The organism is Metalysinibacillus jejuensis, assembly GCF_003057615.1.
Taxonomy (GTDB): Bacteria; Bacillota; Bacilli; order Bacillales_A; family Planococcaceae; genus Metalysinibacillus; species Metalysinibacillus jejuensis.
In genome coordinates this window covers 28,433-42,054 of sequence record NZ_QAFW01000011.1, presented here as the reverse complement: position 1 = coordinate 42,054, position 13,622 = coordinate 28,433, and the positions used below count along the sequence as shown (strand labels likewise).

15 protein-coding genes are annotated in these 13,622 nt (G+C 40.6%); 13 read left to right on the top strand and 2 right to left on the bottom strand.

Going from position 1 to position 13,622, the window contains the following annotated elements:
• Positions 1–29 precede the first annotated feature (29 nt).
• Together fabI and DDE80_RS05695 are read right to left on the bottom strand one after the other, a co-directional pair.
• Complete coding sequence (gene fabI / locus DDE80_RS05700) at positions 30–800, bottom strand: enoyl-ACP reductase FabI (protein ID WP_036141776.1); 771 nt, start codon at positions 798–800, stop codon at positions 30–32.
• Positions 801–923: 123 nt separating this feature from the next.
• The gene (locus DDE80_RS05695) at positions 924–1,172 is read right to left on the bottom strand and encodes a ferredoxin (protein WP_053584054.1); all 249 of its coding nucleotides are present in this window, start codon (positions 1,170–1,172) and stop codon (positions 924–926) included.
• 100 nt (positions 1,173–1,272) lie between these two features.
• On the opposite strand from DDE80_RS05695, the gene DDE80_RS05690 reads away from it, so the two are divergent.
• The 13 genes from DDE80_RS05690 to DDE80_RS05630 all read left to right on the top strand — a co-directional run bounded on the left by DDE80_RS05690 (position 1,273) and on the right by DDE80_RS05630 (position 13,617).
• The gene (locus DDE80_RS05690; protein WP_108306708.1) at positions 1,273–2,259 is read left to right on the top strand and encodes a YpbB family protein; all 987 of its coding nucleotides are present in this window, start codon (positions 1,273–1,275) and stop codon (positions 2,257–2,259) included.
• Between the two features lies 1 nt (position 2,260).
• Positions 2,261–3,658, top strand: a complete 1,398-nt coding sequence (locus tag DDE80_RS05685; RefSeq protein ID WP_108306707.1) for a RecQ family ATP-dependent DNA helicase — start codon at positions 2,261–2,263, stop codon at positions 3,656–3,658.
• 80 nt (positions 3,659–3,738) lie between these two features.
• Positions 3,739–4,503, top strand: coding sequence for a LysM peptidoglycan-binding domain-containing protein (locus DDE80_RS05680; protein ID WP_108306706.1), 765 nt, complete (start codon positions 3,739–3,741; stop codon positions 4,501–4,503).
• Positions 4,504–4,565: 62 nt separating this feature from the next.
• Positions 4,566–5,309: a metallophosphoesterase gene (locus DDE80_RS05675; protein WP_161952274.1), complete on the top strand. Its 744-nt coding sequence runs from the start codon at positions 4,566–4,568 to the stop codon at positions 5,307–5,309.
• A 23-nt stretch (positions 5,310–5,332) separates the two neighbouring features.
• The gene (locus DDE80_RS05670; RefSeq protein ID WP_108306704.1) at positions 5,333–6,298 is read left to right on the top strand and encodes a YpdA family putative bacillithiol disulfide reductase; all 966 of its coding nucleotides are present in this window, start codon (positions 5,333–5,335) and stop codon (positions 6,296–6,298) included.
• Between the two features lie 10 nt (positions 6,299–6,308).
• Positions 6,309–7,274 (top strand): asparaginase, encoded by a 966-nt coding sequence (locus DDE80_RS05665; protein WP_108306703.1) that lies wholly within the window; start codon positions 6,309–6,311, stop codon positions 7,272–7,274.
• A gap of 147 nt (positions 7,275–7,421) precedes the next feature.
• The gene (gene prsW / locus DDE80_RS05660; protein WP_108306702.1) at positions 7,422–8,096 is read left to right on the top strand and encodes a glutamic-type intramembrane protease PrsW; all 675 of its coding nucleotides are present in this window, start codon (positions 7,422–7,424) and stop codon (positions 8,094–8,096) included.
• Positions 8,097–8,147: 51 nt separating this feature from the next.
• A complete protein-coding gene (locus tag DDE80_RS05655) occupies positions 8,148–8,804 on the top strand; it encodes a flagellar brake protein (RefSeq protein WP_108306701.1) in 657 nt (218 codons plus the stop codon).
• 70 nt (positions 8,805–8,874) lie between these two features.
• Positions 8,875–9,549 (top strand): (d)CMP kinase, encoded by a 675-nt coding sequence (cmk, locus tag DDE80_RS05650; protein ID WP_108306700.1) that lies wholly within the window; start codon positions 8,875–8,877, stop codon positions 9,547–9,549.
• A 93-nt stretch (positions 9,550–9,642) separates the two neighbouring features.
• Positions 9,643–10,779, top strand: a complete 1,137-nt coding sequence (gene rpsA, locus DDE80_RS05645; protein ID WP_108306699.1) for a 30S ribosomal protein S1 — start codon at positions 9,643–9,645, stop codon at positions 10,777–10,779.
• A gap of 170 nt (positions 10,780–10,949) precedes the next feature.
• The gene (der, locus tag DDE80_RS05640) at positions 10,950–12,260 is read left to right on the top strand and encodes a ribosome biogenesis GTPase Der (RefSeq protein WP_108306698.1); all 1,311 of its coding nucleotides are present in this window, start codon (positions 10,950–10,952) and stop codon (positions 12,258–12,260) included.
• 19 nt (positions 12,261–12,279) lie between these two features.
• The gene (locus DDE80_RS05635) at positions 12,280–13,299 is read left to right on the top strand and encodes an NAD(P)H-dependent glycerol-3-phosphate dehydrogenase (RefSeq protein ID WP_108306697.1); all 1,020 of its coding nucleotides are present in this window, start codon (positions 12,280–12,282) and stop codon (positions 13,297–13,299) included.
• A gap of 105 nt (positions 13,300–13,404) precedes the next feature.
• A complete protein-coding gene (locus tag DDE80_RS05630) occupies positions 13,405–13,617 on the top strand; it encodes a DUF2768 domain-containing protein (protein WP_108306696.1) in 213 nt (70 codons plus the stop codon).
• Positions 13,618–13,622: the final 5 nt, after the last annotated feature.

Genomic DNA, 13,622 nt, shown 5'->3' with positions numbered 1-13,622 from the left:
GAAAAAGCTGAGGCGCGCCTCAGCTTTTTTTATCCCATAATATTATAGCCACCATCAACATAAATGGTTTCGCCTGTAACACCGCGAGATAGTGGAGATAACATCACAAGTGTCATATCTGCTACTTCATCTTGTTGTACATTACGTTTTAGTGGCGCAGTTTCTTCGATTTTGTGTAAAATTGTATTAAATGATGGCACACCTTTAGCAGCAAGCGTGCGAATTGCGCCTGCAGAGATAGCATTAACACGGATATTATCCTGACCAATATCAGCAGCTAAATAACGCATAGAAGCTTCTAGTGCAGCTTTAGCTACGCCCATTACGTTATAGCCGTCTAGTACGCGCTCTGCGCCTAAATAAGACATTGTAACAATTGATCCGCCCTCTGTCATATAAGGGTGAGCGGCCTTAGCAGCTGCGATTAATGAGTAAGCGCTTGTATCTTGTGCGAAGGCATAGCCATCACGAGAAGTATCTAAAAAGCGATTTTTTAAGTCCTCGCCGTTTGCAAAAGCTACGGAATGGACAACGCCATGAATGACACCGACCTTTTCACCAATTGTAGTGAAAGCTTGTTTTGTACTCGCGTCGTCATTTACATCGCACTGTACGACTAATGATGTGCTTTGGTCATTCTTCTCAAGTAATTGTGTAAGCTTTTTTAATGAACGTTCTTGACGGTAAGTAAAGATGACATTAGCGCCAGCGTCAAATAATTTTTTTGCAATGCCCCAGGCAATACTGCGGTCGTTTGCAACACCCATTACGACGATGTTTTTATTTGTTAATTGCAACATAAGTAGCAACTCCTTTTGTATTATCAGTTATTAGTACCAACTACTAATTATAGTACCATGCCAAAAAATGAGATGCAATAAAAAATTGCCTATGCATAAGCGCATAAGCAATTTAAGTAAAGACTATTCAAATTTTAATGAGTCGCCGTCAAATGTTTCGTCAGCCACTTTAATAGAATCTGTTGGGCAACCTTCAAAAGCATCTTGCATGTCTTCTAGTAAGTCTTCTGGTACTTCAGTTGTGCCCATGTTATCATCTAAAATAACGAAAGCAATACCTTCATCATCGTAGTCATAAATATCAGGTGCAGCTGCACCACAAGCGCCACAAGCGATACATGTATCTTTATCGACAATCGTGTACTTAGCCATTTATATTCTCTCCTTTACATTTCCGCTAATCGTTCCCTTCTCATTTTAAAGATGTTCGGCTTACATTTCAACAGTAACTATCGAAACGGAGGATTTTGCTGTGAATTTTCAGCTATTAGTTCGACAAATTTTACTGATTTTCAACAGTGAGCGCACGATTTCCGCGCCTTATCATTTATTAAAAGGGAAGAAGTCATCCCAAACATTGGAGGATGCAGTGTTGTTTCATTTGCAACCTTACTACCATCTCTTGCCCTTTTTAACGAGAGAAAGCTATGATGCAGTCATTGCTAAGCTGTGTCAGCAAGGTGATTTACAACTAACTAACGAGCGCTATACTGTAAAGCCACCTCCACAACAATCTTCTCACTTTGATGGCTTCTCTTATCGCGGTGGTGAGCGCGTCTTTTTTGCTCGTTTACAATTGCTTGTACAAACTTTGTCACAACGCAATGCACAAAATATGAAATTTGTACCTGTAGTTACGGATTTACGTATACAGCGGTTCGTTAAACAGTTTTTACGTCGTTATACAACAGCGTCATTAGCCGAAGATCTTTATAAGGAGATAGTATCGTTACTAGCGGATGAAGCAATTAGTGATTGGCAACGCTTGTTATTTACATATCGTCTAAGTGGCTATGAGCAACCAGCACAAACACTTGAGCAATTAGCGAGTACGAAAGATGTAGCAACCATCGATGCGGAGCTAGCCTGGTTAGAAGCGCTACACTATTTGTTAAAGCGTGTAGAAAGCCCCTTACTACTTGCTTTGTTAGAAGGCTGTATCGTAAGTGAACCGCTAACGGTCAGTGCAGCTAAAACGTTGCAATTTCTTGCGCAAGGCTACACATTAGAACAAGTCGCTAACGAGCGCAAACTTAAACTTGCGACGATTCATGATCATGTGATTGAAATCGCGCGTAATCGCCCAACGTTTGATATTACACCTTATGTAGAGGATAAAATAGTGCGCCGCGTGCATCAAGCTGTAGCAACGCTAAAGACGAGACGTTTAAAAGTATTGCAACAAACATTAAACATCGATTACTTTACCATTCGTTTAGCTTTAACTAGGGAGGTTTAATATGTTAGAACGAGCTTTACAACACTATTTCGGCTTTAGCTCTTTTCGACCAGGGCAAGAAGAAGTAATTCGCGCTTTGCTTGCTAACGAAGATGTTGTAGCGTTATTACCTACAGGTACGGGAAAATCTTTATGTTATCAATTAACAGGACGGTTAAAAGAGGCACCTGTCTTAATCATTTCACCTCTTTTATCTTTAATGCAAGACCAAGTGAATCAAATGAAAAAACTAGGTTTTAAACGTGTAGTAGCGCTAAATTCTTTTTTGACAAGAGAGCAATTTACTGAGGTGTTGGCTAACTTAGCGCATTATGATTATATTTTTGTTTCACCTGAGATGTTACAAAATGTCAATATAGGCAGGCGATTAAAACAGTTGCCGTTCGGTTTAATCGTAGTGGATGAAGCGCACTGTATTTCGGAGTGGGGACACGACTTCCGACCTGATTATTTGCGCTTGAATACATGGTTAAAGTATGATTCTAGACCACCGATTGTTGCCCTAACGGCCACTGCAACTAGTAAAGTACTAGCCGATATAAAAGATGTGCTATGTATAAAAGAAGCTAGCATGTATCTTGCGCCAATAGATAGAAAAGAGATTCGATTAGCGCGTCAGTGGTTTACAACAGCGCAGGAAAAGGTAAATTGGATAGAGGAGTATGTAAGCACAACGCTAGGTCCTGGGATTATTTATACGAGTTCGCGTAAAAAAACCGAACAATTGACAGCGCAACTGAGAAAGTGGCGTATAAAGGTAGCCGCGTATCATGGTGGTATGACGAATGAAGATCGCCAATTGATTCAAGAACAGTTTTTAGCTGCAGAGCTAGAGTGGATTGTAGCAACGAGCGCTTTCGGTATGGGCGTACATAAAAATAATATTCGTCACGTAATTCATGAAACGATGTCCCCGACGCTTTCAGGCTATATGCAGGAAATTGGTCGTGCGGCAAGAGATGGGCAAGACGCACTGGCGACGGTGCTTTGCACAGAACAAGATAAAGAAGTATTGCAGTTTCTACATGATACAGTGCCGACCGAAGAAATGGTGCGCGCCTACTATGCGCATGTATCCCTTGCCATTAGTGACAGCAATGCCGAACTGTTGAAATATTTGTACGCGAATTATGAGCTTTCACAAGCGATTGTCTATTGTCAAACGTTAAAGGTAGAAAAAAATAAAGCGTTTCAAGCAACTAAAAACTATATGGAAACGTCGAAATGTTTACGTGCTACGCTACTACAATACTTTGAGCAAGCAACAGTGCCGCAACAGGCATGCTGTACCCAGTGTGGGTTAAATGTTGAGGACTATAAGGAAGTGCGGAAGTTTACAAATTTATCGAAGCAATCTCTAGATTGGGCGTTGCGTTTACAGCAAATGCTGTTAAAATGATACAATGCATACAGAAACATTTACAAGCATCACGTTTTTCGTCATAATATGTGATAGTAATCTTAGTTGGAGGGTCGAACATGGATAAGGATGACTACAAAGATAAATTTGAAGAGCATCGCCAAACAATTGATGGCGAAGAAGAAGAGCAAGAGCCTCAAAAAATGTCTCGTACCGAACGTTATCGTACAGAAAAGAGCGATAAGCCGGAGAAGAAAAAACGTCATCTGATGGAATATTTATCAATTACATTTATTTTAATTTTGATTTCTATTCTTATTTTTGTTTGGTTATTTTACGAGCCAGGGCAAAAAGTAACAGATGTAGTAGTAGACGATGAGGATGAAGTAGAAGTAGTAAAAGGCGGAGAGCCGATAGCTAAAGATAAAGAAAAAGACGCTGACAAAGAAAAAGAAGCGGATAAAGAAAAAGAGCAAGCCGAAAAAGATAAGGCACAAGCTGAAAAAGAAGCTTTAGCTAAGAAAAAAGCAGAGGAAGCTAGCAAAGCAGAGGCTGCGCGTAAAGCTGAAGAACAAAAAGCAGCAGAACAAGCGCAAGCTGCTGAGCAAGCCAAAGCGGCACAACAAGCGGAGGCAGCACGTCAAGCTGAAGCTGCTCGCCAAGCCGAAGCTGCGCGTAAAGCTGAAGAGCAAAAGCAACAACAGCAACAACAGCAACAGCAACCTCAGGCGCGTACACATACGGTGCAAGCAGGTGAGACGCTCTATCGTATCGGCGTTAACTATTATGGTAGTGGCGACGAGGCAGTGTTACAAAAAATTCGCGCTGCTAATGGTTTAAGCTCAAATAATATAGTAGTAGGTCAACAAATTACGTTGCCTTAACTTTTGTAAATGTCGATACAGCGCAAACTGTATCGACATTTTTCATGGAAAGAAGGAATTTTATGGAGTATATAGTAGCCATACCTTTTATCGTTATGCTGTATATGATATTTACAGCGAACCGGAATCGCATCGTCGCACATACTGTACAGGCCCCTATTACACAGAACTTGCGCCTCTATTTTATTTCGGATGTGCATAATCGTACGATTAATCAGCGGATGCTTAAACGTCTAGGACCAGTAGATGCTGTTATTATCGGCGGTGATTTTTGCGATCGACGCACTACGCTCACTAAGCTTGAAAAAAATCTCCAACGCTTACGTCAGTGTGGTCCAATCTTTGCCGTATGGGGAAATAATGACCGCGAAATTGATGAAGAAATCGTGCGTAAACTTTACCAAAAATATGATGTTGTATTAGTAGAGAATAGCGCTTCTGCATTAACGAATGAAGTTTATATTAGTGCGATTGAAGATACATCGTCGCGGAACTATAGCATTGAACAAGCACTGCAAACCGTACCTAAGCATGCATTTACCGTATTTATTTCGCATAACCCGGTTGTCTTTCAGCGCATGTCTAATGATGCAGCCATGCTTCGTTTAGCTGGGCATTGGCACGGCGGGCAAATACGTTTAGGTGCTCTCGGTATTCGTCCAAAAGGAACGATACAAAAGCAAGGAGAAGTGACGACGATTATTAGTAATGGCTACGGCACAACACTCATGCCACTTCGCTTTGGTGCGCTGCCCGAAACGCATATCATTACGTTACAACCGAGAACGATGTATAATAAGAAGTGATGAAAATAAAGGAGTGTTTTAGCATGAATAAAGTAGATGCGATTATTGTAGGGGGAGGCCCTTGCGGCTTAGCTGCTGCGATTGCGCTACAAGAGAAAGGCATGCGCCCGGTAGTCATTGAAAAAGGAAACATCGTCAATGCAATTTATAACTATCCGACGCACCAAACTTTTTTTAGTACGAGCGAAAAATTAGCAATAGGAGATGTACCTTTTATTATCGAAGGGCGTAAACCGAAGCGTAATCAGGCACTTGTTTATTATCGTGAAGTCGTAAAAATGAAGGATATTAAGGTGCATCGTTTCGAACGTGTAGAAAGCGTTATAAAGATAGCGGATATGTTTACAGTTACTACGGATAAAGAAGTGTACACTACACCTTATGTAGTAATTGCAACAGGTTATTATGATAGCCCCAACTATTTAAATATTCCAGGTGAAGATCTACCTAAAGTGCATCATTATTTTAAAGAAGCACACCCCTATTTCGATACCGATGTAGTAGTTATTGGTGGGAAAAACTCGGCGATTGACGCAGCCCTTGAACTAAATAAAGCGAAAGCACGTGTAACAGTCGTTTATCGTGGCGATAGCTATTCACCGAGCATTAAACCGTGGGTGCTACCTGAGTTTGAAGCTTTAGCCCGCGACGGTGAAATTACGATGCATTTCTCAACAGAAGTGAAGGCGATTGATGAACATACGGTAACACTTGTTATCGATGGCAAGGAACAAATCATTAAAAATGATACAGTATTTGCGATGACCGGCTATCATCCTGACCATAGCTTTATTAAAGCGATGGGTGTGGAAATGGACGATTGTACAGGCCGTCCAACATTTAATGAGCAAACGATGGAAACGAATGTCCCGAATTTATTTATTGCTGGGGTCATTGCAGCAGGCAATAATGCCAATGAAATTTTTATTGAAAATGGACGTTTCCACGGTCGCTGTATTGCAGAAGCTATTATGAAAAATACCGATTAAGAGGTGGCGTATGAAGAAAAAAGTAGCTTTAATTACAACAGGTGGTACGATTGCAAGTACGCGCAATGCTTCAAATAAGCTAGAGTCAGGAAAGCTAAGTGGGAATGAAATTTTAGCGATGTGTCAACTAGAACAAGAAATTAGTATTGTGCTCGTTGACTTATTTCAAGTGCCTTCGATGCATATGACATTTGATCATCTTAATCGTTTACACGAAACGATTATGGAGCTGTTAGAAGATGAGACTTTAGCAGGCATTGTTGTTACGCACGGTACAGACAGCTTAGAAGAAACAGCCTACTTTTTAGATTTAACGATTCATGATAAGCGCCCTATTATTGTGACAGGCTCTCAAAAGTCTCCGAGCGATCCTGGTACAGATGTTTATGCCAATTTGCGTAATTCCTTACTTGTAGCAGCGGATGATGCAAGTGACAATATTGGTACATGCGTAGTATTTAATGAAAAAATTGTGCATGCGAAGTATGTAAAAAAAATTCATTCATCTAGCATTAATGGTTTCGGTGCAATCGGTTATGGCATGTTAGGGTTTATTGATAATGATGAAGTAATGATTTACCAAAAGCCGACCAAAAGAGAGCATTATAACATTCACGCTAGATATCCTGAAGTGGAAATTGTTTATGCACATTTAGGTGCGAGTGCTACTATACTTACGCTATTAGCGCAAACTTCAGTGCAAGGTATTGTGCTCGTCGGTGCAGGGCGTGGCCAAATTACACCTAGCATGACAACAGCAGTAGCAAAATTATGTGCGCAAGGTGTTAAAGTAGTGCTCACGACAGCTACAGAAGAAGGACGTGTATTCCCGACGTATGATTATTATGGCAGTGCACATAATCTTGCTCAATTAGGTGTTATTATGGGTGGCGATTTTGATGCGAAGAAAGCAGCATTAAAACTGCGTTTAATGTTAGCTAATGATGATACGGACTACGCGACATTTATGCATTAATCCAATGGGCAGGCTTATTAAAGCATAGCGGAGTAAGATGAGGATTCATAAGCATTTAACAGTCGTTGGCGATATGAGAAGATTTAGCATGTTTTTTTGAAGAAAAATGGTATAATTAACGTATGTTTTTGTGAAAGGAGCGTGCTTATGTTCATCTTGTTGTCAGCAGCGATTGCCCCAAGTCTAGCGTTGTTTAGCTATTTTTATTTACGCAATCAGATGGCTACTGAACCGAGAAGAACGCTCTTTCATACGTTTATTTATGGAGCTGTAGTAACGTTTCCTATCCTCTTTATTCAATATGTTTTTGTAGAGGAAGGCGTTATTGCACATGGATTTGCACAAGATGTGCTATTTTCAAGCACAATCGAAGAATTTTTTAAGTGGTTTTTGCTATTAATTGCAATTTACAATCATGTGGAGTTTGATGATCCGTATGACGGGATTTTATATGGCGCAAGCATATCGCTAGGTTTTGCGACAGTAGAAAATGTCTTGTATCTACTAACGTTCGGTGTAGATACAGCATTTTTGCGTGCACTTTTACCTGTTTCAAGCCATGCACTATTTGGCGTAGTAATGGGATATTACTTCGGTCAAGCTAAAATCTCACAAAATGAGCGACGGAAAGAACTGCTAGCTATTGCGCTATTCGCACCGATGTTATTACATATTATTTACAATGGCATATTGACATTCAAAGGAAACTGGATGTATTTAATTGTGCCGTTTATGCTATTTTTATGGTGGTTTGGTTTGCGTAAAGTAAAGCTCGCTCATCGGGATCTTGTGCGTCATTTACATGAACAAAATAAACTGTGATGAGTAAAATCGTAACCGAAAAGGGGGGTACTGCATCAGGCAGGAATGACTATGGATTTAAAAGCAGGAACGTTATTATTTTTAGAGCCAACACATACGGAGCGCATTGAACGTTTTCGCTGTAAAGTGGCAGAGGTAACGGATGAAGGGATTTTTGTTGACTATCCTGTTAATACCTTAACGAAAAAGACAGCCTTTTTAGTAGATGGTATGCAGTTTCGCGTAACCTATTCCGTAGACAATTTACATTCTTATGCGTTTTATACGGATATTATTGGTCGTCGCGTAATCGGGAACATCCCGATGATGATTTTGGCCAAACCTGATCCGACAACTATTCAAAAAATTCAACGTCGCGAGTATGTGCGTGTAGAGACACAAGTGGATATTGCGTTAACGGTTGAAGGCAAGCATTACCAATACGTTACAGAAGACATTAGTGCTGGCGGGGTAGCCATTAAATTGCGACATGATTTAACAACATTAAAAGAAGGTATGAAAGTGCAAGCTACTATTGTATTACCTTTTGCTGATGGCTCTATTTCGTATGTGACGACAGATGCTAATGTCGTGCGTATTTTCGAAAAAGAACCTATGCACTTAGCTTCTGTACAGTTTACAGATACGGATGATTTAGATAAACAGCATATCGTACGCTTTTGTTTTGAACGCCAATTAGCGGAGCGTAAACGAGAAGTCGAATTTTAAAGTTGCCTACAACGGCAACTTTTTTTCGGCTATGATACAATATGGACGAAAAAAAGAAGGCAGGGGAACGATGATGAAAAAAATTCAAATTGCAATTGATGGGCCAGCAGGTGCTGGTAAAAGTACGGTGGCAAAAATTGTTGCCGAAAAACTACAGTTTACGTATATTGATACAGGTGCGATGTACCGTGCAGTAACCTATCAAGCGATGCAACAACACGTTTCGCTAAATGATGCAGGCGCACTAACGACAGTAGCTGAAAAAATGAAAATAACATTGCAACCTTCCGCACAAGGACAACTTATTTTTATCGACGGTCAAGAAGTAACGCAAGTCGTGCGTACACCAGCGGTAACAGCGAATGTTTCACAAGTAGCGGCACATGCAGGCGTACGCGCCGTTATGGTTAAGCTTCAGCAGGAACTTGCGAGCGCAGGTGGCGTCGTAATGGATGGTAGAGATATTGCAACCCACGTGTTGCCTCAAGCAGAGTTAAAGGTGTATATGTCTGCTACGGTAGAAGAACGTGCGCGCCGTCGTTTTATTGATAACGAACAACGAGGAATTGCCTCCACTGTAGAAGAGTTGCAGCGAGCGATTGAAGAGCGGGACCGCCAAGATAGTGAGCGAGAAGCATCACCGCTTATTCAAGCACCAGATGCCATTTTTTTAGATACAACACACTTAACAATTGAAGAGGCAGCGAACGAAATTTTAACGCTAGCATACGACAAAATGGTGTAAAAGCCACATTTTATTGCAAAATGGGGGTTAATTTTTGTTTTTAGGGGAAAACTCTACTAAGATAGATAGTGAAGATGCGAAGGAGGGTTACATATGTCAGAGGAAAATAAACAAATTGAAACGTTTAACGAAGGTGATATTGTAAAAGGTGTAACAGAGCAGGTGGATGCAAAGGCAGTAACAGTCTCAATTCCGGGTGCTCCGTTTGATGGGGTTGTACCTATTAGTGAGCTTTCAAGCTTACACATCGAAGAAGCTTCTGATGCTGTAGCAGTAGGTGATACATTAGAGTTAATGATCACTAAAGTAGAGGATGATAATTTCGTTTTATCTAAACGTAAAGTAGACGCACTAAAAGCGTGGGATACATTAACAACACAATTTGATAACGGTGATGTTTTTGATGTTGTAATCAATGATGTTGTCAAAGGCGGTTTAGTTGTAGATTTAGGTGTTCGTGGTTTTATTCCGGCATCATTAGTTGAAGACTATTTCGTTGAAGATTTTGAAGACTATAAAGGTAAAACATTAGCGGTGAAAATCGTTGAGTTAGACCGCGAAAAAAATCGTTTGATTTTATCTCATCGTGCTGTAGTAGAAGCAGATAAAGCGAATAAAAAACAAGAAGTAATCGAAGAAATCACGCAAGGGGAAGTGCGCGATGGCGTTGTGAAGCGTATCGCAGATTTTGGTGCATTCGTTGATATCGGCGGTGTGGACGGTCTTGTACACATTTCACAAATTGCACATGAGCACGTTACGGACGTACGTGAAGCGTTAGAAGAAGGTCAAGAAGTACGCGTTAAAGTATTATCTGTAGACCCAGAGAAAAACCGTATTTCATTATCTATTAAAGATACGTTACCAGGACCATGGGCGGAAATAGCCGACAAAGCGCCTAAAGGAGCGGTACTAGATGGTGTTGTACAGCGTTTAACTTCATTTGGTGCATTCGTCGAAGTGTTCCCAGGTGTTGAAGGTTTAGTGCATATTTCACAAATTGCACATAAACATATTAATACACCACACGAAGCGCTGAAAGAAGGCGATGAAGTACAAGTGAAAGTACTTGATGTAAATCCAGAAGAGCATCGCTTGTCATTAAGCATTAAAGCTTTAGTAGAAAACGAAGAAGCTGAAGAAAACTTTGATTATGAGCTACCTGAAGAAAGTTCAGGCTTCTCATTCGGCGATGTTATCGGCGACCAATTAAAAGATTTCGATAAGTAAACAACAAAAACAGAGAGCTTACACAATCGTGTGAGCTCTCGTTTTATTTTGAGCAAAATAACATTGCGAAAAGTGGCTGAACACGCTATGCTGTCAAAGCGCATAGATGAAAGTTGCTTATTTCTCATGTATAATAAAACGCATAGTAGAGTTTGGAAGGATTGAAGAAAATGACAAAACCAGTAGTGGCCATCGTAGGTCGCCCGAACGTAGGGAAGTCTACGATTTTTAACCGAATTGTTGGCGAACGCGTGTCAATAGTAGAAGACGTGCCAGGTGTTACACGTGACCGTATTTATAGTTCAGCAGAATGGTTAACACACGATTTTAATATTATTGATACAGGCGGCATAGAGTTAGGTGATGAGCCGTTTTTAGAGCAGATTCGTCAGCAAGCAGAAATTGCAATGGACGAGGCAGATGTTATTATTTTTATGACGAATGGCCGTGAAGGCGTAACAGTAGCGGATGAAGAAGTAGCGAAAATTTTATACAAAACGAAAAAGCCCGTTGTATTAGCGGTTAATAAAATTGATAACCCGGATATGCGCGACATGCTCTATGATTTTTATACGTTAGGCTTTGGCGAGCCTTATCCTATTTCAGGCTCTCACGGTTTAGGTTTGGGGGATTTACTTGATGCAGCCGCTGAACATTTCCCTAAAGAAGAAGACGTAGATTATGGCGATGATGTCATTAAATTCTCATTAATTGGACGTCCGAATGTGGGTAAATCATCGTTAGTTAATGCATTTTTAGGGCAAGAGCGTGTCATTGTTAGTAATATTGCAGGTACGACACGTGATGCGATTGACTCGCCTTACTCTTATGATGGTCAAGACTACGTCATTATTGATACAGCGGGTATGCGTAAGCGCGGTAAAGTGTATGAATCAACTGAAAAATACTCGGTATTACGTGCGCTACGAGGCATTGAGCGCTCTGACGTAGTGTTAGTCGTACTAAACGCTGCAGAAGGCATTCAAGAGCAAGATAAAAAAATCGCAGGCTACGCTCATGAAGCGGGTAAGGCGGTAATTATCGTCGTTAATAAATGGGATGCCATCGAAAAAGATGATAAAACAATGAAAAATTTCACTGATGAAATTCGTGAAAGCTTTTTATTTTTAGATTATGCACCTATTATTTTTGTATCAGCACAAACGAAGCAACGCGTTCATCAAATTTTACCAATTATTAATCGTGTGAGCGCCAACCATGCGATGCGTATTCAATCTTCTATTTTAAATGAAGTAATTGAAGACGCTGTTGTGCGTAATCCTGCGCCGTCTGATAAAGGTAAGCGTCTACGCGTTTATTACACGACACAAGCAGCGGTCAAGCCGCCAACATTTATTGTGTTCGTCAACGAACCAGAGCTGATGCATTTCTCTTATGAGCGTTTTATTGAAAACCGTATTCGTGAAACCTTTGATTTTGAAGGAACGCCAATTCGTTTAATTACACGTGCTCGCACATAAGTAAGGGGAGGTAATAAGATTGGAAAAAGTAACGGTATTAGGCGCTGGGTCATGGGGTACGGCTCTAGCGATTGTGCTTGCTGAAAATGGTCATGACGTTTTATTATGGTCGCATCGACAAGATCAAGTGGATGAAATTATGATGCACCATAGCAATGAGCGCTATTTACCAGGTACAATTTTGCCAAAGCAATTACAGGCTACAGCATCGCTACAACGCGCGAGTGAACATGCTACAAACGTTGTCGTAGCTGTACCTACAAAAGCCATTCGCGAAGTTTGTGAGGCACTTAATGCATATTTAACGATACCCGCGCTATTTATTCCTGTATCTAAAGGAATTGAACCAAATACGCATAAACGGGTTTCGGAAATGATTGCAGAGTCGATTACAGCAGCTTGTATGGACGATATCGTCATTTTATCAGGACCGAGCCATGCGGAGGAAGTTGTTAAACAACAACCGACAACTGTAACGGCAGCCTGTGTTAATTTAACGGCAGCAGAAAAGGTACAAGACTTATTTATGAACCAGTATTTCCGCGTTTATACTAATGATGATGTTATTGGTGTGGAGATTGGTGGAGCGCTTAAAAATGTTATCGCGCTTGCAGCCGGCATTACCGACGGCTTACAGTACGGCGACAATGCTAAAGCGGCGCTAATTACAAGAGGATTGGCTGAGATTACACGTCTCGGCGTTAAAATGGGTGGCAATCCATTTACCTTTTCGGGCTTAACCGGCATGGGTGACTTAATTGTGACATGTACGAGTGTACATTCACGTAACTGGCGAGCAGGTAATATGCTAGGACAAGGTCATCCGCTCGAAGAAGTTTTAGCACAAATGGGTATGGTCGTTGAAGGAGTACGCACGACGCAAGCCGCTTATCAACTTGCACAAAAGTACGATGTGACGATGCCAATTACGAGTGCACTATATCGTGTATTATTTGAGCAACAAGCGCCTAAAGAAGCGGTTGATCACTTAATGATGCGTATGAAAAAACGAGAGATTGATGATATGATGCCGCAATGAGTTCACTGAGTATCCAAAGAGCTTAGCTTATTGGATACTCTTTTTTTGAGTGAGTTGTAGTATACTGTTGTAGAAAATGATCATACAGAAAGGTGGTTAGGCGCATTGGGTCCGTTAGCACATATGCCATCACTTGATATTATGTGGGTTTCTTTTTACTGCCTTGGATTAATGATGGTATCAATTCTTTTAATTTATTTAGGACGTAATAAAATCAAAAATGGATTTTTACGTACGATTAACAATTTAATTGCATATGTTTTATTTGGTTTAGGTTCATTTTTAATGGTACTAGTTGTTGCAACTTGGCCAGCTTAATTTGT

What these genes read in the sequence shown, in the direction of transcription:
- fabI (WP_036141776.1), bottom strand. Translation starts at nt 800, where the DNA reads ATGTTGCAATTAACAAATAAAAACATCGTCGTAATGGGTGTTGCAAAC.
- DDE80_RS05695 (WP_053584054.1), bottom strand. Translation starts at nt 1,172, where the DNA reads ATGGCTAAGTACACGATTGTCGATAAAGATACATGTATCGCTTGTGGC.
- DDE80_RS05685 (WP_108306707.1), top strand. Translation starts at nt 2,261, where the DNA reads ATGTTAGAACGAGCTTTACAACACTATTTCGGCTTTAGCTCTTTTCGA.
- DDE80_RS05680 (WP_108306706.1), top strand. Translation starts at nt 3,739, where the DNA reads ATGGATAAGGATGACTACAAAGATAAATTTGAAGAGCATCGCCAAACA.
- DDE80_RS05675 (WP_161952274.1), top strand. Translation starts at nt 4,566, where the DNA reads ATGGAGTATATAGTAGCCATACCTTTTATCGTTATGCTGTATATGATA.
- DDE80_RS05670 (WP_108306704.1), top strand. Translation starts at nt 5,333, where the DNA reads ATGAATAAAGTAGATGCGATTATTGTAGGGGGAGGCCCTTGCGGCTTA.
- DDE80_RS05665 (WP_108306703.1), top strand. Translation starts at nt 6,309, where the DNA reads ATGAAGAAAAAAGTAGCTTTAATTACAACAGGTGGTACGATTGCAAGT.
- prsW (WP_108306702.1), top strand. Translation starts at nt 7,422, where the DNA reads ATGTTCATCTTGTTGTCAGCAGCGATTGCCCCAAGTCTAGCGTTGTTT.
- DDE80_RS05655 (WP_108306701.1), top strand. Translation starts at nt 8,148, where the DNA reads ATGGATTTAAAAGCAGGAACGTTATTATTTTTAGAGCCAACACATACG.
- cmk (WP_108306700.1), top strand. Translation starts at nt 8,875, where the DNA reads ATGATGAAAAAAATTCAAATTGCAATTGATGGGCCAGCAGGTGCTGGT.
- rpsA (WP_108306699.1), top strand. Translation starts at nt 9,643, where the DNA reads ATGTCAGAGGAAAATAAACAAATTGAAACGTTTAACGAAGGTGATATT.
- der (WP_108306698.1), top strand. Translation starts at nt 10,950, where the DNA reads ATGACAAAACCAGTAGTGGCCATCGTAGGTCGCCCGAACGTAGGGAAG.